The sequence below is a fragment of the Collibacillus ludicampi genome (genome assembly GCF_023705585.1).
In the GTDB taxonomy this organism is placed as follows: domain Bacteria; phylum Bacillota; class Bacilli; order Tumebacillales; family BOQE01; genus Collibacillus; species Collibacillus ludicampi.
Window position 1 is genome coordinate 793,268 of record NZ_BOQE01000001.1, and the last position, 19,287, is coordinate 812,554.

At 48.5% G+C, this 19,287-nt stretch carries 16 protein-coding genes, 1 tRNA gene and 1 other RNA gene; 2 read left to right on the plus strand and 16 right to left on the minus strand.

The window, feature by feature from the left end; genetic code table 11:
• Positions 1 to 104: 104 nt before the first annotated feature.
• From DNHGIG_RS04095 to rpoN, 15 genes are all read right to left on the minus strand, one after another.
• A complete protein-coding gene (locus tag DNHGIG_RS04095; RefSeq protein WP_282198468.1) occupies positions 105 to 1,634 on the minus strand; it encodes a hypothetical protein in 1,530 nt (509 codons plus the stop codon).
• A 14-nt stretch (positions 1,635 to 1,648) separates the two neighbouring features.
• A complete protein-coding gene (locus tag DNHGIG_RS04100) occupies positions 1,649 to 2,722 on the minus strand; it encodes a glucosaminidase domain-containing protein (RefSeq protein WP_282198469.1) in 1,074 nt (357 codons plus the stop codon).
• Positions 2,723 to 3,092: 370 nt separating this feature from the next.
• A complete protein-coding gene (locus DNHGIG_RS04105) occupies positions 3,093 to 3,329 on the minus strand; it encodes a hypothetical protein (RefSeq protein WP_282198470.1) in 237 nt (78 codons plus the stop codon).
• Positions 3,284 to 3,646: a transfer-messenger RNA gene (ssrA, locus tag DNHGIG_RS04110) on the minus strand. The genes DNHGIG_RS04105 and ssrA overlap by 46 nt, the downstream gene beginning before the upstream one ends.
• A 65-nt stretch (positions 3,647 to 3,711) precedes the next feature.
• Complete coding sequence (smpB, locus tag DNHGIG_RS04115; RefSeq protein WP_282198471.1) at positions 3,712 to 4,182, minus strand: SsrA-binding protein SmpB; 471 nt, start codon at positions 4,180 to 4,182, stop codon at positions 3,712 to 3,714.
• 96 nt (positions 4,183 to 4,278) lie between these two features.
• Positions 4,279 to 4,488, minus strand: coding sequence for a hypothetical protein (locus DNHGIG_RS04120; protein WP_282198472.1), 210 nt, complete (start codon positions 4,486 to 4,488; stop codon positions 4,279 to 4,281).
• A gap of 205 nt (positions 4,489 to 4,693) precedes the next feature.
• Positions 4,694 to 6,961, minus strand: a complete 2,268-nt coding sequence (rnr, locus tag DNHGIG_RS04125) for a ribonuclease R (protein WP_282198473.1) — start codon at positions 6,959 to 6,961, stop codon at positions 4,694 to 4,696.
• A gap of 223 nt (positions 6,962 to 7,184) precedes the next feature.
• On the minus strand, positions 7,185 to 7,427 hold the full coding sequence (gene secG / locus DNHGIG_RS04130) for a preprotein translocase subunit SecG (RefSeq protein WP_282198474.1): 243 nt from the start codon (positions 7,425 to 7,427) through the stop codon (positions 7,185 to 7,187).
• A 511-nt stretch (positions 7,428 to 7,938) separates the two neighbouring features.
• On the minus strand, positions 7,939 to 9,225 hold the full coding sequence (gene eno / locus DNHGIG_RS04135) for a phosphopyruvate hydratase (protein ID WP_282198475.1): 1,287 nt from the start codon (positions 9,223 to 9,225) through the stop codon (positions 7,939 to 7,941).
• Between the two features lie 73 nt (positions 9,226 to 9,298).
• On the minus strand, positions 9,299 to 10,834 hold the full coding sequence (gene gpmI / locus DNHGIG_RS04140; RefSeq protein ID WP_282198476.1) for a 2,3-bisphosphoglycerate-independent phosphoglycerate mutase: 1,536 nt from the start codon (positions 10,832 to 10,834) through the stop codon (positions 9,299 to 9,301).
• Between the two features lie 13 nt (positions 10,835 to 10,847).
• The gene (tpiA, locus tag DNHGIG_RS04145; protein WP_282198477.1) at positions 10,848 to 11,609 is read right to left on the minus strand and encodes a triose-phosphate isomerase; all 762 of its coding nucleotides are present in this window, start codon (positions 11,607 to 11,609) and stop codon (positions 10,848 to 10,850) included.
• A 39-nt stretch (positions 11,610 to 11,648) separates the two neighbouring features.
• A complete protein-coding gene (locus DNHGIG_RS04150) occupies positions 11,649 to 12,824 on the minus strand; it encodes a phosphoglycerate kinase (RefSeq protein ID WP_282198478.1) in 1,176 nt (391 codons plus the stop codon).
• 128 nt (positions 12,825 to 12,952) lie between these two features.
• Positions 12,953 to 13,960 carry a type I glyceraldehyde-3-phosphate dehydrogenase gene (gene gap / locus DNHGIG_RS04155; protein ID WP_282198479.1) on the minus strand — a complete coding sequence of 336 codons (1,008 nt, stop codon included), beginning with the start codon at positions 13,958 to 13,960 and terminating at the stop codon, positions 12,953 to 12,955.
• Between the two features lie 29 nt (positions 13,961 to 13,989).
• On the minus strand, positions 13,990 to 15,015 hold the full coding sequence (locus tag DNHGIG_RS04160) for a sugar-binding transcriptional regulator (protein ID WP_282198480.1): 1,026 nt from the start codon (positions 15,013 to 15,015) through the stop codon (positions 13,990 to 13,992).
• A 511-nt stretch (positions 15,016 to 15,526) separates the two neighbouring features.
• The gene (gene rpoN, locus DNHGIG_RS04165) at positions 15,527 to 16,864 is read right to left on the minus strand and encodes an RNA polymerase factor sigma-54 (protein WP_282198481.1); all 1,338 of its coding nucleotides are present in this window, start codon (positions 16,862 to 16,864) and stop codon (positions 15,527 to 15,529) included.
• Positions 16,865 to 17,029: 165 nt separating this feature from the next.
• Between rpoN and DNHGIG_RS04170 the strand changes: the two genes are divergently transcribed.
• Positions 17,030 to 17,839: a pyrroline-5-carboxylate reductase dimerization domain-containing protein gene (locus DNHGIG_RS04170; RefSeq protein ID WP_282201349.1), complete on the plus strand. Its 810-nt coding sequence runs from the start codon at positions 17,030 to 17,032 to the stop codon at positions 17,837 to 17,839.
• Between the two features lie 55 nt (positions 17,840 to 17,894).
• Here the strand turns inward: DNHGIG_RS04170 and thiD are convergent, their stop codons facing one another.
• Positions 17,895 to 18,692 (minus strand): bifunctional hydroxymethylpyrimidine kinase/phosphomethylpyrimidine kinase, encoded by a 798-nt coding sequence (gene thiD / locus DNHGIG_RS04175; RefSeq protein ID WP_282198482.1) that lies wholly within the window; start codon positions 18,690 to 18,692, stop codon positions 17,895 to 17,897.
• Between the two features lie 469 nt (positions 18,693 to 19,161).
• On the opposite strand from thiD, the gene DNHGIG_RS04180 reads away from it, so the two are divergent.
• A tRNA-Arg gene (locus DNHGIG_RS04180) sits at positions 19,162 to 19,239 on the plus strand.
• The last annotated feature ends 48 nt before the right edge of the window (positions 19,240 to 19,287 follow it).

The following is a 19,287-nucleotide window of genomic DNA, read 5'->3' on the forward strand; positions in this document are numbered from 1 at the left end:
TTCGGGATGAATTGCAATAACTTTCCCCTCATATGCGTGTCCGGCCAGTGGGTTCTGACCACTCTGCAAGGAGGAATGTATATGTGCTGGCGAATCTCCTAACCTCATACTATTCGCCTTCCTCTCGTTACTCCTACAGTGGTTTGGAAACTATACATACCGTCGTTACCTAGTGATTCTATCTGAGAAATAGTCACTTCGTGATCAACCGATTCAATGTAGTATTCCTCTTTTGTGCTTGTATTGGTGAAATAGCGTCCAATCCGCATATTCTCGTTGCCCTTCATACGAATTGTCCCATTAAGCATATCTTGGGTCCAGGAGAAACAGTTGACCAGCCATTGATTCATTTTCAGAGATTGTTGAATGTATGATGTGTCACTACCTATCGGAATCGAGTTCGATGCTATCTGAATGTCTTTGAACCCATATCTGTACAGATTGTTAAAATCGACATGGGGGTTCGTAATATTGGTTGTGTCAGATTCCTGCTCAATACTCAATGGCTGGAAGCCAATAATCCTAGCTTTAGGATCATCCTGCATGTTCGCCTGCTGTGTAGGATACGTAAAGAAGTAGGAGAAAGCTTCTGAATCGGTCTTGCCTACATCCTCTTCGATGATATCTGCATCGGAAATGTATAGGTGTTTGAAATAGCGCCAATCAGGCAGAGATTCACTCAATGCCAATGTGCCACCCTTCTTCTTGAATGGCGTATTCCGATAGATCACAATTGGGCCATCATCGAAATCATCTATGAACCACTCACACCAGGGTTTGTTACCGAATTGCTCCAGCAAGGACCAGACATTTCCTTGTTGCGATTGGATTTGCATGTTCGGAATTTGATAATCAGACAAGACTTTAATACTTGTTTGTAGTAACGGAATTTGCGGAATAACTTGTTGCAATGCTTTAAGCTGAGGATTAAGCATTTTATCAACGATACCTTGAATTAAATCCGCATTAGATATAGTTAGATCTTTTGTGTTTCCTATTCCATAGTTTTCTGTAAGCATTGCGGCCATCAGATTGCCAACAGCTTGATCAACATCAGTTCCAGCTAATGTTTGACCTGGTTCTTGAACTAGATATTGAATCGTATAATTTTCCCATATCTTCCCGAAGTTTTGTCCGTTTATTGTAATAGCCCTGTGGACTTTTCCAGATTGATCTACAATTCTTGTTCTACGTACATTCGAGACAAGCCCTCGCATAATGATGGGTGGTGGATCTGAATATCTTCCGAAGTAAATTTCTACATAGTCTTGTGGTTGAACATATAAATCCCATCTCATCTGAAAGGACAATAAAAGAGCAAACCTACCAGAGGGTTGCCCCAACTGCATGCTCGTTTTTATCTGTAGCACATATGGTGTTAGATCGTGTTTTTCACCATTATGATAGAGGATGACCTTGAGCTTAATGGTGTATTCTTCCCAGCTCTGATTGGTCAGTGAACCAGAACGTCCCAACGTCCCTGGCGATTTCCCTAATGTAACAGGAATGACCTTTTCAAGATTCTCCTTGGAAGGTAAACCACCAGATGTATCACTGTTAGGAGTATCATCCGTACTATTATCATCTGGATTATAAGGATCTACAGGACCTCCAATATCCGGTACGTTCTCCATAATCGTTCACCTCCCTATAGCAACATCCCAGTGTATGAAGCCTTGATAGGCACATTCACCTTCTGAACAGTTCCATCAGGATGTCTCAGATTTACCGTTACACTTCCAGACACTTTTATGGCTCGTTGCACGTATGGGATTGTGCCCAGGATCTTTCTTGCATAGCCTGGATCTTCTGCGTATCCAGTGGATCCGAGGATCTGAACCAGTTCCTCTTCAGAAGCCCCAGATCTTGCCGCACTTAGAAGCCCCCTATAGCGCGAGTTCTGTGTGAGGAAGTTTATATATCCATTTGCGAAATCTTGGATGGATGTATATCCTGCATACTCTGAATCTGGCCCAGGTCCGTAGTTCCCCCACGGTTTGATCCCCGCGAAGTTATTATTCTCATTCGCCGCTTCAGATGTTCCCCAGCCACTCTCCAATCCACACTGAGCAAGAACCATATCTACCGGTAGTCCCGTGGCCTGTGAGACTTGCTGAGCATACGGGTACATCTTCTGAACAAAGTCATCTTGCGCTCCAGTGAATCCCATTGATGATGCCGAGGCTCCTCCTGAGACCCTACCTAATGCCTTAGCATATGCTGGACCGCCAGTGCTGAGATTAACAAGCCCTTGCTCCCAATTCTTCCCCACTGTCACATTCTTCATATCTACGTTACTACTACTGCTCGATGTGCTAGATGCCGTACTACTGTTTGTGCTAGCAGGTTGCCCCAGATAAGAACGAATTTGATTCATATAGGGTTGTAGTGCGATAATCGTGCTTACAACCAGGGGAGCAAGTTGTGCGCCAGTGATTGAGGTACTCGAACCACTGTTACTGGAACCAAAAGATGAACTAGATGAGTCAGATGAACTAGACAAATCGGGTGACGAATCGGATGAGCTGGATGATGAATCACCTTTTATTGCCTGACCCAGCTTATATGCACCATAGGCCATGGTTCCAATCCCTATCCCATGTAACAGAACACCCAGGGGAAGACCTACCCCCGTCGCATCTGCCGCCGCACCAGCCGCCTCTTCTGCACCACCAAGCACTTCCGCTCCAACACCCTCTGCGCCAGCAATCACACGTGACATCCACGGCTTCTTAAAGAGATTTACTATACCAGTCAGGACATTTTTACCAGCACTTAACACCTTTCTCCCACTGCCGAGGATCGTTGCACCCATACCAGCATCAATAAGAGTAGATCCAGCGAAACCGAGGATACCTCCACCCAAGCCCTCAAGAAAACTTCTCTCTGGTGTGGTTGCCATGCCAGCCTCGTTTGCCGCATGCTGTTTTGACAATTGCTCATTTCTATATTTGTCCGTATCATTCTGTGGGATATTCTGCGGTGTTTGATTCATTTGCTGTCTTAACTGGTTGAGTGCCTCTGATCTGAACTTACCACCCTTTGTATAAGCGTTGATGAAGTTGGAAATGGAATTACAACGCATCGAAGCTTTAAACTCCACACAAGAACTGGATGAGGAAACGATCATGAAGGTCATGGACAACAAAAAAGACCTGCTTCTTTCCGATGACGACGAAAAGCGTAAGCAGGTCCTTCAAGAGTTCATTGATCAAGTTATCGTAATACCGCAACCCGGTCAAGATGACAGGTATAAACTCGATATTACGGTTAGGGGTATCAGTGGTGGAGGCGAGGGGAGTCGAACCCCTGTCCGAAGATCTCGCCACATCAGCTTCTCCGGGTGCAGTCGTCTCTACTGGAATTCGCCGCACGGCCGCCGAGCGACAGGCTGCCGTTTGGCTAGTCTGATTGGATTCGCGTAATCTCTACAGACGGAAGAGAGTTACGCTAGCCGACTATAATGACAGTTTGCAATCCACATCGGCGATGGACGGCAAACCGGCCCACTGCAATTAAGCAGCGAGAGCGAGTTTAGGTTGTTTGTTTGCGTTTATATTTACGCCTGCGTATTTTAGCGTCTTCGCAGCCCCGACGACCCGCTACTGATGCTCGAACGATCCCCGTCGAATCCAAAAACGCCCCCATGATAAATAGTGATGTATACAGTATACCATAAGTCCCGCCTTCGTGCGACGGTACTTCTTCATTTCAGTATTTCTGTTTTTCACGGAAGGCACGGGCGATTTCGCGAGCAGCATCTTTCTTCGCGATATCCTGCCTTTTATCGTATTTCTTCTTTCCTTTCGCAAGGCCGATGAGCACTTTGCAAAAACCGTTTTTCACATAAAGCTTCAACGGTACAAGCGAATATCCTTTCTCCCTTGTCTGCCCGATCAACTTGTTGATCTGGGAACGGTGCAAGAGAAGCTTTCTGGTACGAGTGGGATCCACATTGAACCGGTTTCCCTGCTCATAAGGAGAAATGTGCATATTATGAAGAAAAACTTCGCCATGCTGCACTCGCGCAAAGCTGTCCTTGAGGTTGGCTCGTCCCTGACGTATCGACTTGATCTCTGTCCCTGTTAACACAATACCACACTCGATGGTATCCTCAATGAAATAATCATGGGAGGCTTTACGATTTTGTGCCAGGACTTTTGGTTCTTTCACTTCCGCCATGAACGACCACCTCCATTCCAAGCTCGTACTTGTAAATATAACAATTCTTATCTTCCTATGTCAATAGTAAATAATAGGTGTTTTACATGATGGAGCTTATGGATTTTGTTGAATGTTTGTCGTGACAACCAGGTACTTCTTTGCCAATGCTTCCGCTTCATCCATCGAGTTCACTTCAAAAGAAGACCACATCTGACGAGTGAGTTTAAGTATTAATTGATGCTCTACCCCTGCGCGATTTAATTTTTCAATAAAATAAGACAGGAGATCCTCATTGGCCAATTCTCTTATCGCAACTCCAGTCATTTCATGCTTATATGTATTTTACATACATATGTATTAAACAACACACCCCCAATTCAGTAAATAGCAAAAATTGTCGAAACGATGTCCCAAAGAAAATTATAGGATGGATCCTTGCATCAAAAGCGGCAGTACACGGATGAACGGCATGAGCAGAGGAAGGCCCATGTAAGCCTGCTTTCAACACTCGGGAAAGCAGGCATGGGATTCATCTTTTTTTCTTTTTCTGTGCTCTCTTGGCGACTTTCACAAGCCCACGTTCCGCTTTTTTTCGTTTGTCCTCACGTGCGCGCTTACCGTTGTCTTTCCGATCCGCGCGAGTGATTTTGCGGCCTAGCCGTGTCCCGCCTTCTATTAGACGGAAGTCGATCGTGCGTTCTTCTTTATTGACGCCTTCCACTTTGACGCGCACGATATCTCCAATGCGAAATGTACGCCCGGTTCTTTCACCGATCAAGGCATAGTGTTTTTCGTTATAATGATAGTAATCATCGTCCAAGTAGGAAACGTGGATCATGCCTTCGATCGTATTATCCAACTCAACGAATAGACCGAATGAAGTAACGCCTGATATGATCCCTTCAAACTCTTCACCGACGTGTTGCTCCATAAATTCTACTTTCTTCAGTAGGTCTGTCTCCCTTTCCGCTTCGACGGCAATCCGTTCCCGTTCCGACGTGTGTTGTGCAACTTCCGGCATGTTGGCACGCAAACGTTCCATCCGCTCCGGGGATAATCCGCCGTCGACAAGGATCTCACGGATGATCCTGTGAATTTGCAGATCGGGATAGCGTCGGATCGGTGATGTGAAGTGGCTGTAATATTGTGCCGCCAAACCAAAGTGCCCGAGCGGTTCAGCCGCATATTTCGCCTGGCGCATCGAGCGCAACATGATCGTGGAAATGATCCGCTCTTCCGGTTTCCCTTTAATCTTTTCCAATAAATTTTGTAATGTATGTGGATGTACGTGGTTCCCTATTCCCTTTAACGTATAGCCAAAATTGTAAATAAACGCGGCGAAATCCTCCATTCGTTCACTGTCCGGTTCTTCGTGAATGCGATACAAGAAAGGAACATTCATCCAATAAAAATGTTCGGCAATCGTTTCGTTAGCGGCCAGCATGAATTCTTCGATGATCTGCTCAGCGATAGACCGTTCTCTCTTTTTGATTTCGACAGGTTGCCCCTTCTCATCGACAATAATTTTGGCCTCCTCAAATTCGAAATCGATCGCGCCGCGTTTCATCCTTCTTTTGCGCAATTTCATCGCGAGTTCTTCCATCAGACGAAAGTCATCGACCAGGTCTGCGTACCGATCCATCAATTCTGGATCTTGATCTACCAGGATTTTACGGACATTTGTATAAGTCATTCTCTCCTTGGTACGAATGACGGAAGGATAGATATCATGACGAACTAATTCCCCTTGAGGGGACCATTCCATTTCACACGTCATCGTTAACCGGTCCACCTTGGGATTTAAAGAACAGATCCCGTTCGACAAACGAGGAGGCAACATCGGAATCACGCGATCCACCAGATATACGGACGTGCCTCTGTTAAACGCTTCTCGGTCAAGCGCTGTCCCTTCTTTGACATAGTAAGAAACATCGGCGATATGTACGCCCAATAAGTAATTCCCGTTTTCCAGTCGTACGACAGACACGGCATCGTCGAGATCTTTTGCATCTTCGCCATCGATCGTAACAATCGTCATGTTACGAAGATCTCTTCGACCTTTCATCTCTTCTTCCGAAATCGAATCGGGCACACGCTCCGCTTCTTCCATGACGTCTGCCGGAAACTCTTCCGGCAAGCTGTACTTGCGGATGACTGATAAAATATCGACCCCTGGATCATCCGGGCGCCCTAAAATTTCAACGATCTTACCTTGCGGGGAACGCCACCCTTCAGGGTAATGAATGATTTCGACAACCACCTTTTGCCCGTCTTCCGCTTCGTTTCGGTCTTTGTCATAAACGAATATATCAAACCCGATGCGCCGGTCATCCGGAGTGACAAACCCGTAATATTGATGACCGGAATATGTACCGACGACCGTCTTCGTTGCCCTTTCCAGTATGCGAATGATCGCCCCCTCCCGGCGTGCGCCGTTCACTTTCTTCTGGATACGGCAAATGACCCGGTCCCCATGCATCGCTCCGTTCATGTCGCCCGCATGGATGTAGATATCTCCCAATTCTTTGTCTTCTTCCCGTTCGGGAAGAACAAAACCAAAGCCTTTCGCCTTTCCTTGCAACCGTCCCACAACAAGATTCATTTTCTCGGGAACGCCATACCGATGCGTACGGGTACGTACCACGAAGCCTTGATCCTCCATCTGATTTAAGAGAAGAATAAACGCCTCCTGATCGTCCGGTTCCCGCACTTCAAAAGCTTCCATTAATTCGTGTATATTCATCGGTTTATACGCTTTCTCGCGCATAAACTCAAGCAACGCTTCTTGGGAAAACATGAGAAGTTCCCTCCTATCATTTGCAAGTGTCGCTACATCTCATAACGAATCTGAAGGCACCGGTTAAAACTGGTGATTCGATATGTATGTCATTTGCTATTACTATGAGTATCTCTTTCCACTAACATACATTATCTCTCAAAAAGAAAAATCATCAGACCGATAGGAGACTTATGGCAAAAAAAGTACCGCTCATACGAACGGTACTTCTATGATCTGTTCATTATGCACTTGCAGAGTGGCTGACCAGCCAAGCTACCCAGATGGACAAAAGAATAAAAGCGGTGGCTAAACCTGCAGTGATCTTAGCCATCACAGCATCTAACCCTCGCGCCTTCCGCCCCATCATTTGCTCCGTGCCGCCCGCGAGCCCGCCGAGGCCTGCACTACGCCCGGATTGGAGCAAGACAGCGATGATTAACGTGATACTTACGATAACGAGAAGAACTTTCGCAAGGGTTAGCATGATACGAACACCTGGTTTTCACCGTGAAACAACCAGGTTGCCTCCTTTCCGTCCTGCATAGGCATAAGATACAATCACTGTATCATATGAAGCGGTAGACTGGCAACCACTTGATTTTGGGCAGGTAGCGCCGCCCAAAGGTCGCTTGTAAGACGACTGATGAAGAATCTTGAGAATTGAACTTCTCTAATTTGACAACTAGTGCTTGGGGGGGTGTATCGCTTTGCGCTTGGGTTCGATTATCGGGCATATGCTTTGCGTTCATGCTCCGTGGAGATCGTCTCGCTTGAATAACGATCAATGGTCGCGAGACGACCTCCAAAGTCGCTGTTTCACGCAAAGCATATGCCCTCTCAACAGCTTATAGGAAGCGGAACGACCTTCCACTCACCTCTGCGCCGCAAAGCGATAAAACCCACCCAAAAGCCACTCCGTTGCATTTGGTAGCGTTAAACCTCTTTTCCCGCACAAGACACTTTTCATCCTCTGCAGGCGCCGCTTGCGGCAGTGGCTACTTTTTTAAATTATAAAATGCTTGCATACCGGCGAAGCGGCTCGTGTAATCCAGTTGGTCTTCGATACGCAGCAATTGGTTGTATTTCGCTACGCGATCGGTACGGGAGGGTGCACCCGTTTTGATCTGACCGGCGTTCGTGGCAACCGCGATATCGGCGATCGTTACATCTTCCGACTCGCCCGAACGGTGGGAAATCACTGCGGTATACCCAGCGCGTTTCGCCATTTCAATCGCGTCAAACGTCTCTGTCAGCGTTCCGATTTGGTTCACCTTCACGAGGATCGAGTTACCGACACCTTTCTCGATACCTTGTGCCAGACGGGTTGTATTCGTAACAAAAAGGTCATCACCCACGAGCTGTACCTTATGGCCCAGACGTTCGGTTAACAGTTTCCATCCTTCCCAATCGTCTTCTGAAAGTCCGTCTTCAATGGAGACAATCGGATATTTCGCACACAACTCTTCGTAGTATGCGATCATCTCTTCCGCCGTTCTTACCTTGCCCTCCCCTTCAAGATGATACTTTCCATCCTTGTAAAGCTCGGTGGATGCTACATCGAGAGCGAGGCGGATCTGTTCGCCAGGTGTGTAACCTGCACGCTCGATCGCTTGCATGATCACTTGCAACGCTTCTTCATTGGAAGACAGGTTCGGAGCAAAGCCGCCTTCGTCCCCCACTGCTGTGTTCAAACCTTTTTCCTTCAGCACCGCTTTCAGACTGTGGAAAACTTCAGCACCCATACGCAGAGCTTCACGGAAAGATTCAGCACCCACAGGCATGATCATGAACTCTTGAATATCAACGTTATTGTCCGCATGTTTTCCTCCGTTGAGGATATTCATCATGGGTACAGGCAATGTTTTCGCGTTGAATCCTCCAAGGTATACATAGAGGGGAAGTCCAAGATAATCAGCCGCCGCACGGGCAACCGCCATCGATACGCCAAGAATGGCATTGGCACCGAGTTTACCCTTGTTTTCCGTCCCGTCCAGCTCGATCATCAACTTATCGATACCCACTTGATCAAGCGCATCCATGCCAAGGATCTCCGGTCCAATGACATCGTTCACATTTTCAACAGCTTGTAATACACCTTTTCCCAGGTAACGGTTTTTATCCCCATCGCGTAATTCAACCGCTTCATAGGCACCAGTCGATGCACCTGAAGGCACGATGGCTCTGGATACGACACCCGACTCTAATTCCACTTCCACTTCAACAGTCGGATTGCCGCGTGAATCCAATACTTCTCTCGCACGTACGTCATAGATAATACTCATTGGTGTCCACTCCTTTTTCTAGATAAGAATATTAGTGCTTGGGTTCGTTGGAGAAGGCTCCGTCGCATGACTCCTAAAAAATCGGTTTGCCCGTCATCTCTTTAGGTTGCTCCACGCCCAACAATTTCAAAAGTGTTGGTGAAACGTCAGCGAGAATCCCGTCTTCCCTCAATTCAAGGCCTTCTTTCGTAATGATGCAGGGAACGGGATTGGTAGTATGCGTCGTGCAAGGAGCGCCTGTTTCCTCATCGATCATCGTTTCCGCATTCCCATGGTCGGCAATGATCATGGCGACTCCGCCTTTGGCGAGAATCGTATCGACAACTTTGCCAAGACACTCATCCACCGCCTCGACCGCCTTGATCGTCGCTTCCAAGCTTCCCGTATGGCCGACCATATCCGGATTGGCGAAATTGAGGATGATCACGTCGTGTGCATCTTCTTCGATTTCCTTTACGGCAGCTTCCGCCACTTCATATGCGCTCATTTCCGGTTTCAAGTCATATGTAGCCACCTTGGGAGATGGGATCAAGACCCGCTTTTCCCCCGGAAACTCGGCTTCTCGTCCGCCGGAGAAGAAAAAGGTCACATGCGGATATTTCTCCGTTTCAGCGATGCGTAACTGTTTCAGACCGTGCTGAGCGACTACTTCTCCCAGGGTATTATCAAGGTCTGTCGGTTTGTATGCGACATAACCGCCCACCGACTCGGAGAATTTGGTCATGCATACATAGAACAAGTCTTTCGGGAAGCGATCCCCGCGATCGAATCCGCGGAAGTCTTCGTTCGTGAATACTTGCGATATCTGAATCGCTCGGTCCGGCCGGAAATTGAACATGATGACCGCATCATGATCGCGGATTTGTCCGACAGGCGTACCATCTTCACGCACGATCACGGTCGGCATGACGAATTCGTCTGTCACCGACTTCTCGTATGATTCTTTGAGTGCTTGCAGCGGATCGGTATAGGCAGGCCCCTCCGCATAGACCATGGCTCGATACGCTTTCTCGGTACGTTCCCAACGCTTGTCGCGATCCATTGAGTAGTATCGTCCCTGGATCGTAGCGATCTGTCCTACCCCGAGTTCTTTCATTTTGCTTTCCAGCGCCTCGATATATCTCACAGCACTACCCGGCAAGACGTCACGCCCGTCGAGGAATGCGTGAACATACACTCTTTCAATGTTCTCCCTTTTCGCCATTTCCAACAAAGCGAAAAGGTGATCGATGTGTGAATGAACACCGCCGTCAGATACGAGACCGTAGAGATGCAATGCCGAACCTTTTTCTTTCACATGACGCATCGCGTTCTTGAACGTCTCATTCTCGAAAAAAGTGCCTTCACGGATCGCCTTGGTCACGCGCGTTAAATCCTGATATACGACCCGGCCCGCACCAAGGTTCAAATGCCCTACTTCGGAATTGCCCATTTGTCCTTCCGGCAAACCTACCGATTCACCGCTAGCCCCCAAAGTCGTATGCGGAAAGGTCGACCAATAGCGGTCAAAATTCGGTTTTTTCGCCAGAGCGACAGCATTGCCCTCCGTCTTCTCACGTAAACCAAAACCATCAAGAATGATGAGGGCGACCGGTTTCGGTCGTGCCATGTCGCATTCCTCCTTACTGCTTATGTGCCGCTTGCACGAGAGCTACGAATGACTGCGGCTGCAAACTCGCACCACCGACGAGTGCCCCGTCGATATGTGGCTGTTCCATCAGTTCTGCAATATTCTCCGGTTTGACTGAACCGCCATATTGAATGCGAATCGCCTGTGCCGTTTCCCCGTCATACAAAGTGCCCACCGTTTGTCGAATATGTGCACAAACTTCATTCGCATCTTGGGCGGTTGCCGTCTTGCCCGTACCGATCGCCCAGATCGGTTCATAAGCGATCACGATATCCTTCGCTTGCTCTTGGGAAACGCCGGCGAACGCGGCGCGCGTTTGAGCGTCGACGACTTTAAATGTATCACCTACTTCCCGCTCTGCCAACTTTTCGCCGACACAAACGATCGGAACCAATCCGGCGGCGAGAGCAGCCTTCACTTTCATGTTGACACTCTCATCGGTCTCATTGAAAAATTGGCGACGCTCCGAGTGACCGATGATCACATATTTCACCCCGAGTTCGACGAGCATGCCTGGTGCGATCTCTCCGGTGAATGCACCTTCTTTTAAAAAGTGCATGTTTTGTGCGCCAAGGGCCATGTTTTTGCCGGCAACCGCTTCCCCCAGGCGATCCAATGCGGTAAACGGCGCGCAAATCACGATATCGATTCCGGTCACGGAAACGAAGGAATTTCCCACTTCCCGAACGAAATTGACCGCTTCACTTGGCGTTTTATACATCTTCCAGTTGCCTGCTACGATTGGTTTACGCATCGTTGGAAACCAACTCCTTTGTTGGGAATCACCTGCAGTCTACGCACGATCGCGCAATGCGACAACACCTGGCAGTGCTTTCCCTTCCAAAAACTCGAGAGAAGCACCGCCACCGGTAGAGATATGTGTCATTTTATCTGCCAAGCCGGTTTTCTCCACGGCGGCAACCGAATCGCCTCCACCGACAATGGTCGTTCCTTCCACTTCCGCCATCGCTTTGGCGATCGCATTGGTGCCCACCGCAAATACGTCCATTTCAAAAACGCCCATCGGTCCGTTCCAGATGACCGTCTTGGCTTTTCGGATCACTTCCGCATAACGCTCGACCGTTTTCGGTCCGATATCGAGAGCCATCCAATCTTCCGGAACGTCTGAGAGGGAAACGACTTGGTGATCCGCATCCGGCTGAAAAGCGTTTGCGACGACAAGATCCACCGGCAACAACAATTTCTCCTCCGCACGAGCAAGTAACGCTTTCGCAATATCGATCTTATCCTCTTCGACAAGCGACTTTCCAAGTTTATATCCTTGCGCGGCAAGAAACGTGTTGGCCATGCCTCCGCCGATGATCAAGGTATCGACTTTCGTGAGAAGGTTCTCGATCACCGAAATTTTGTCGCTGACTTTGGCACCTCCAATAATCGCCGCAAACGGACGATCGGGGTCGGAGAGCGCACGTCCCATAATATCGATTTCTTTTTCCATCAGAAAACCGGCGACCGCAGGAAGATAGTTCGCGATTCCCGCTGTCGACGCATGCGCGCGATGGGCGGCACCGAACGCATCGTTGACATACACATCCGCTAACTCGGCAAAAGCTCGTGCCAGTTCCGGATCATTCTTTTCTTCTCCTTTGTGAAAACGCACATTTTCTAAAAGTAAGACATCTCCCTCTCGCATGAGGTTTACGCGTTCCTTCACAGCATCACCGATGGAGTCGGACGCTTTTTCCACATTCTTTCCGAGCAATTCGGACAAGCGAACCGCGACAGGATCCAGGCTGTATTTCGGATTCACTTCCCCTTTCGGACGACCCAGGTGGCTCGCCAGGATCACCTTGGCTCCTTGATCGATCAGGTACCGGATCGTGGGAAGAGCCGCCTGAATTCGTGTATCGTCTGTGATGCGACCGTTTTCGAGCGGAACGTTAAAATCAACGCGCACAAATACGCGTTTGCCACGCACATCGATATCTTTTACGGTCATTTTGTTCATATGAATTTGACCTCCTGTATCGGTATGTACATAGGAAAAGAGGAGAATGGCTTCATTCTCCTCACTTTCGCTATTGTACCAGAATCTACGCGGGACGGCTACTGTCCAGGTTCGATGAAAAGTTGAGTTTATAATCTTTCTCCGATATAGTTCGCGAGGTCTACCACACGATTGGAATAACCCCATTCGTTATCATACCAGGAAACAACTTTCGCCATGGTTCCATCCAGCACCATCGTTGAGAGACCATCGATAATCGAAGACAGCGGGTTGCCGTTATAGTCACGGGATACGAGCGGGAGATCACTGAAACCGAGGATACCTTTCAGAGGTCCTTCCGCCGCTTCTTTCAATACCGCATTGATTTCTTCGGCTGTCGTTTCTCTTTCCAATTCAACATTCAGATCCACTACAGACACGTTGGGCGTTGGAACGCGCATCGCAAAACCGTTGAGCTTTCCTTTGAGTTCCGGCAGAACCAATGCGACCGCTTTGGCGGCTCCTGTCGTCGTAGGAATGATCGACATGGCTGCGGCACGCGCACGACGCAGATCTTTATGCGGAAGATCTAAAATCTGCTGATCGTTCGTATAGGAGTGAACGGTCGTCATTAGCCCGTGGCGAATCCCAAACTTCTCATGCAAGACTTTGGCAAACGGAGCCAGACAGTTCGTCGTGCAGGATGCGTTTGAGATCACATGGTGATTTGCCGGATCATACTTCTCTTCATTAACCCCCATGACGATGGTGATGTCTTCATTCTTTGCCGGTGCGGAAATGATCACTTTCTTCGCTCCGCCGCCCTCGATGTGCGCGACCGCTTGATTTTTGTCTGTAAAACGCCCCGTTGACTCGACGACAATATCGACATCGAGTTGGCCCCAAGGAAGTTTGCCCGGTTCACGCTCCGCCAATACTTGAATCTCTTTGCCGTTAACGATCAGCTTTCCTTCTTTCGCTTCTACTTCGCCAGGAAATTGACCGTGCACGGAGTCGTATTTCAGCAGCATCGCCAATGTTTGCGCGTCCGTTAAATCGTTGACGGCTACGATTTCGATATTCTGATTTTTAAGTGCCGCACGAAAAACGTTGCGCCCGATTCTTCCGAAACCATTAATCCCCACTTTGATTGCCATATCAATATCCTCCCTGATGTAAATCCTTTTTATGAACAAATCGCAAGAATGCGCTTCGCGCACGCTTCATCAGTGATCAAAACGTCTTGTCTGGTGCCTTTCGCCACAGAAAACACCGCCTCGGCTTTGCTTTCACCGCCAGCCACACCGATGATCGTTTCCACGCTCTCCAAATCTCCCAAGCGCAGTCCCAATGAGTTCATGGCATAGACGATGCTTCCGTCCGCATTGAAATAATAACCGAACGCTTCCGCGACAGCCCCGTTCTCGCGCAACAAACGTTTCACATCTTCCGAAGTATTCCTCCGTTCTGCCATGACCATAGCCTGCCCAATTCCATGAACCACCAGCCTCGCCTGACGAATATGGGCAAGGCTCTCCTGAACGGAAGGGTCGGCCAGAAGAGAATGATAGGCTTCTTCGCTCAAATTGTCGGGAGCATGCAGCATGCGGTAAGTCCCTCCCAATTTTTGAGCCAGACGGGAGGCGATGGTGTTCGCCTGAAACTCCACATTCTCACCTATGCCTCCCCTTGCCGGCACAACTTCCACCGTGAAAGGAAGATGGATGGACGGCATCATTTCAGCAATAGCGGCAATCGTCGTCCCTCCGGTGACAGCGATCACGTCACCCGGCTGCAGGACTTTACGGATGAATCGTGCTGCTGCAGCAGCCAACGCCCTTTTCGTTAATGCATCTTCATCGGTGTTCCCCGGAACAATATGAACAATAGGTATCCCGAGAATTTGAGCGAGGCGGCCTTCAAGTGCCAGGATTCCTTCCGTATCACGCATGAACGTATCGAGCTCTTCGATGAGTTGCCTTCCTTCTTCGGTCAGACGCATTCCTATATTTTCCACGAAAACGAGCCCTTGTTCTTTTAAAAATTCAACCTCTGTCCGCAAGATGCGTTCCGTCGTATTTAAATTCTGCGCGAGACTACGCCTTCCGATCGGTTGTGCAAAATAGATTTGTTGCAAAATCTGATATCGTTTTTTCATCTGCGCCAACAAATCGGGCACCAGCTTTTGCTGAATGGCGATCAAGTCTTTCATGTCTCTTCTGCAGTCCCCTTATACAGGGACTAATAATGTCCCGGTTGTACATTTTTCGTCCCAGATGGTTTAAAAAAATTGGCAGAATTCATTCTGCACTTTTATCATACTCCAAGTTCATTCATCCTGCAACTCACAATCGGTAATTTTCAAACTTGAATATGGTTGCTGCTCTGAGAATCTTTTTGCAAGTGAGCTATCTTGAAAACTGGTGCTTGGGTGGGTGTATCGCTTTGCGCTTATGCTCCGTGAAGGTCGTCTCGCATGGAATCATAATCATATGTTGCGAGACGACCTTCAAAGTCGCTATTACGCGCAAAGCATATGCCTTAACGTCCGAAAGGAAGCGGAACGACCTTCAACTCACCTCTGCGCTGCAAAGCGATACAACCCACCCAATAGATACTCCGTTGCATTAGGCAGCTTAAATCTCTCTTCCCGCACAAGAAACTTTTCATCCTCTGATGGTGCCGCTTGCGGCATAGTGGACGCTTCTAGTGACATCCGTTTCTTATATCCGTTTGCGCTTAGCGGAAGATAGAATCCCCATCTCTTCCCGGTATTTGGCAACCGTTCTGCGAGAGATCTGAATCCCTTCCTGTTTGAGCAAGTCCGTGATCTTCTGATCGGATAACGGCACTTTGGGATTCTCCTGTGCGATCCATTTCTTGATCTTTGCTTTAATACTCTCCGCCGAGGCGCTTCCGCCGAAATCGGTGGATACGCCCGAAGTAAAAAAGTATTTCAATTCGAAGACACCGCGGGGCGTTTGGACATACTTACCTGTAGTAGCACGTGAGACCGTCGACTCATGCAATTCCACTTTTTCAGCCACCTGACGAAGAGTAAGCGGTTTCAATCCGTCGATGCCATATTCAAAGAAGTCCCTTTGCATTTCAACGATCGCTTGTGTGACTTTATAGATCGTGTTGCGCCTTTGTTCGATGCTCTTCAAAAGCCAAAGCGCTGAATTCAGCTTCCCCGTAATGTACTCGCGTGTCTCCGAACACACGTCTTTCTTTCCTCCGGAAAGAATGCCGCGATAAAAATCGTTAATATGAAGCCGTGGTAACACCCGGTCATTCAACACGACCACATATTCGCCTCCGACCTTTTCAATCGTAATATCAGGAACGACATATGCGGGATGTTCGTCCGAATATGCGCGGCCCGGTTTCGGATCCAACGTTTTCAAAAGGTCGGATGCGGCTTGAACCTCCAATTGTGTAATACCAAGCGATTCCGCGATTTTCGAATATTTCGCATCCGCCAAATCCTGCAAATGTTCTTGCACCAGCTTGCTCATGACAGGCGTGTCTTCACCCATCTCCCGCAATTGAAGCAACAAGCATTCGCGCAGATTCCTCGCACCGACTCCGGTCGGTTCAAGCGATTGCACATGGTGAAGAGCTTTCTCCACGTCTGCGGCTTTTACTCTTAATAAAGAAGCCATCTCCGTGATATCCATCGACAAATACCCGTTCGTGTCCAAATTGCCGATAATGTATTCCGCAATTTTTCTTTCCAAAGGGGATATGTGTAGAAGGGCCAGTTGGGTCAACAAATGTTCCTGTAACGTTTCCGGCTTGCGTACAACCGCCTCAAACGGCACTTCCTTTGCCTCGCGTAAAGATGCCCGTTCTCGTCCCATTCCCTCCCGCTGTTGCTGTGCGACCTTCGCCCAATCGGACGCGCTCCATTCAATCACGGGATTGTGTGTCATCTCGTTTTCTATATATTCAAGAAGTTCTTGAGATGAAAACTGCAAAACGGTGATCGCTTGCCGCAATTCGGGAGTCATCACTAACTTCTGTGTCTGTTCTTGCCATAAGCCAAACCCTATTTGCATGATATCCCCCTCCCTATACCGGCACTTTTATATCTCTAGTGTATACAAAGTAGAGCATGATTGTCATCCACCAGATTTATGATTATTGTTTTCTTGTCATCCTCCTCGTATCTCCATGAATAGAATGTACAGAGATGTCGCTACTAGGAGGGGACCGCCTTGCGTATGGGATTCATTGGCACGGGAAGTATGGGGAGTATGTTGATCGAGTCATTTCTACGTTCCCAGAGTCCTGATCTATCGATCGTCGCCTGCAATCGTTCTGCTGCCAAAATACAAGCGATTACCGCTCGCTTTCCGTCTGTGGAAGTGAAATCCACCCCTTGCGAAGTGGCCCAATCTTGTGATCTGCTGTTTTTGTGTGTGAAACCGGGAGATGCGATTCCCGTCCTTCAACAGATTCGTCCCGTGCTTCAAACAGAGCAATATCTCGTTTCTATAACTTCCGCACTTTCTGTTAAGGATCTGGAGGCGTATGTCCCAAGCCGTGTCGTTAAAATTATCCCTTCCATTACCCAAATGGTATCCTCTGGAGTGATACTCACCATGTATGGAAGCCGTTTATCGGAAAGGGATTGTATAGAAATCGGTCAATGGCTTACCCTGATTGGCAAACCGTATCGCATTGACGAAAAAGATACGCGCATATGTGCAGATCTGGCCAGTTGCGGACCTGCATTCCTCTCTTTTCTCTTGCGTGAATTCGCCATCGCGGCAGTTCGTCAAGGCGGGATTTCCGAAGAGATGGCAAAGGGACTGATCATGGAGATGGTGCATGGATTAGGTAAGCTTTTCATAGATGGAGAATTCACATTCGAGGACGTGATTCAACGAGTTTCGGTCCCAGGAGGGATCACGGAGGTAGGGTTGCAAACGCTTGAACCTCTGGTCGATGGCATATTTGATCGCTTGTTGACGACGACCCGCAATCATAAACACCATGCGTCTCCATCGGATGAAAGGACAAAACAATAACAAGCCCATTTTCGCGAAAATGGGCTTGTTACGATATCCAATGTCGAGTTATACGCTATCCTTGTCGTTTTCCGTATGCCCAATGATTGGTCGGGCCATGTCCGTGACCGAGTCCCAGCGTATCCCGGATCGCACAGGTGATAAACTCTTTCGCGACAGTGACCGCTTCTTGAACCGATCTTCCCTTGGCCAGTTCTGCCGTGATCGCGGCAGAGAACGTACACCCGGTGCCGTGTGTATGTTGTGTCATGATACGAGGCGCTTTCAATTCGACAAATGTGTCGCCGTCATACACAATGTCGATCGCATCCCCTTCGAGATGCCCTCCTTTGATCACCACACTTTTAGCTCCAAAACCCACGATCCGTTTCGCCGCTTCACGAATGTCATCCACCGTACGGATGGACATGCCCGTCAATACTTCCGCTTCCGGAAGATTCGGGGTGACCACTTTCGCGAGGGGCAGCAGATGCTTGATGATTGCGTGTTGCGCTTCCATTTCCAGTAAACGTGCTCCCCCTTTGGCGACCATAACGGGATCGATGACGAAGTTTTCCACTTGATAATGCCGGATCCTCTCCGCTACCGCCATGATGATCGGGACTTGTGATAACATCCCGGTTTTGGCCGCATCGATGCCGATATCGCTGATCACCGCATCGATCTGCTGCACGACCGCTTCCACAGGGAGATTATAGATTCCGTGAACGCCGATTGTATTCTGTACCGTAACCGCCGTAAGTGCGGACATGCCGTAAACACCGAGAACGGTAAAAGTCTTGAGATCGGCTTGTATTCCGGCACCGCCTCCGCTGTCCGATCCGGCGATTGTCAATGCGCGCGCAATTCCCATAATCCAATGGCTCTCCTTTCATGAGGCGTCTTCTATTCCAAGACTGTCCTCATTGTAGCGAATCGCCGCTTTTCGGGTCAACGAGACGTGCTTGGGTGGATATATCGCTTTGCGCTTGGGTTCGATGAAGGTCGTCATTTCGGCATATGCTTGGCGTTCATGCTCCGTGGAGGTCGTCTCGCTTGGAATGTATCTAATTGTTGCGAGACGACCTCCAAAGTCGCTGTTTCACGCCAAGCATATGCCCCTTAATGTCCGAAAGGAAGCGGAACGACCTTCAACTCACCTCTGCGCTGCAAAGCGATACTATCCACCCAAAAGACACTCGGTTGCTTGTGGGAGACTTTATTCTCTTCTCCGTACAAGAAACTTTTCATCTTCAGATGGTACAGCTTGAGGCATGATTGACTACTTGCATTTTTGGCGTGCATCGTGTATCTTAGATAAGAATCTAATGAAACGTATCTTTGCGCCCGTAGCTCAGTGGATAGAGCACTGGTCTCCGGAACCAGGTTTTGCGTAGGTTCGATTCCTACCGGGCGCACCATCATGGGCCACCCACAGAAGGGGTGGCTTTTTTACATAACTCTCGCCA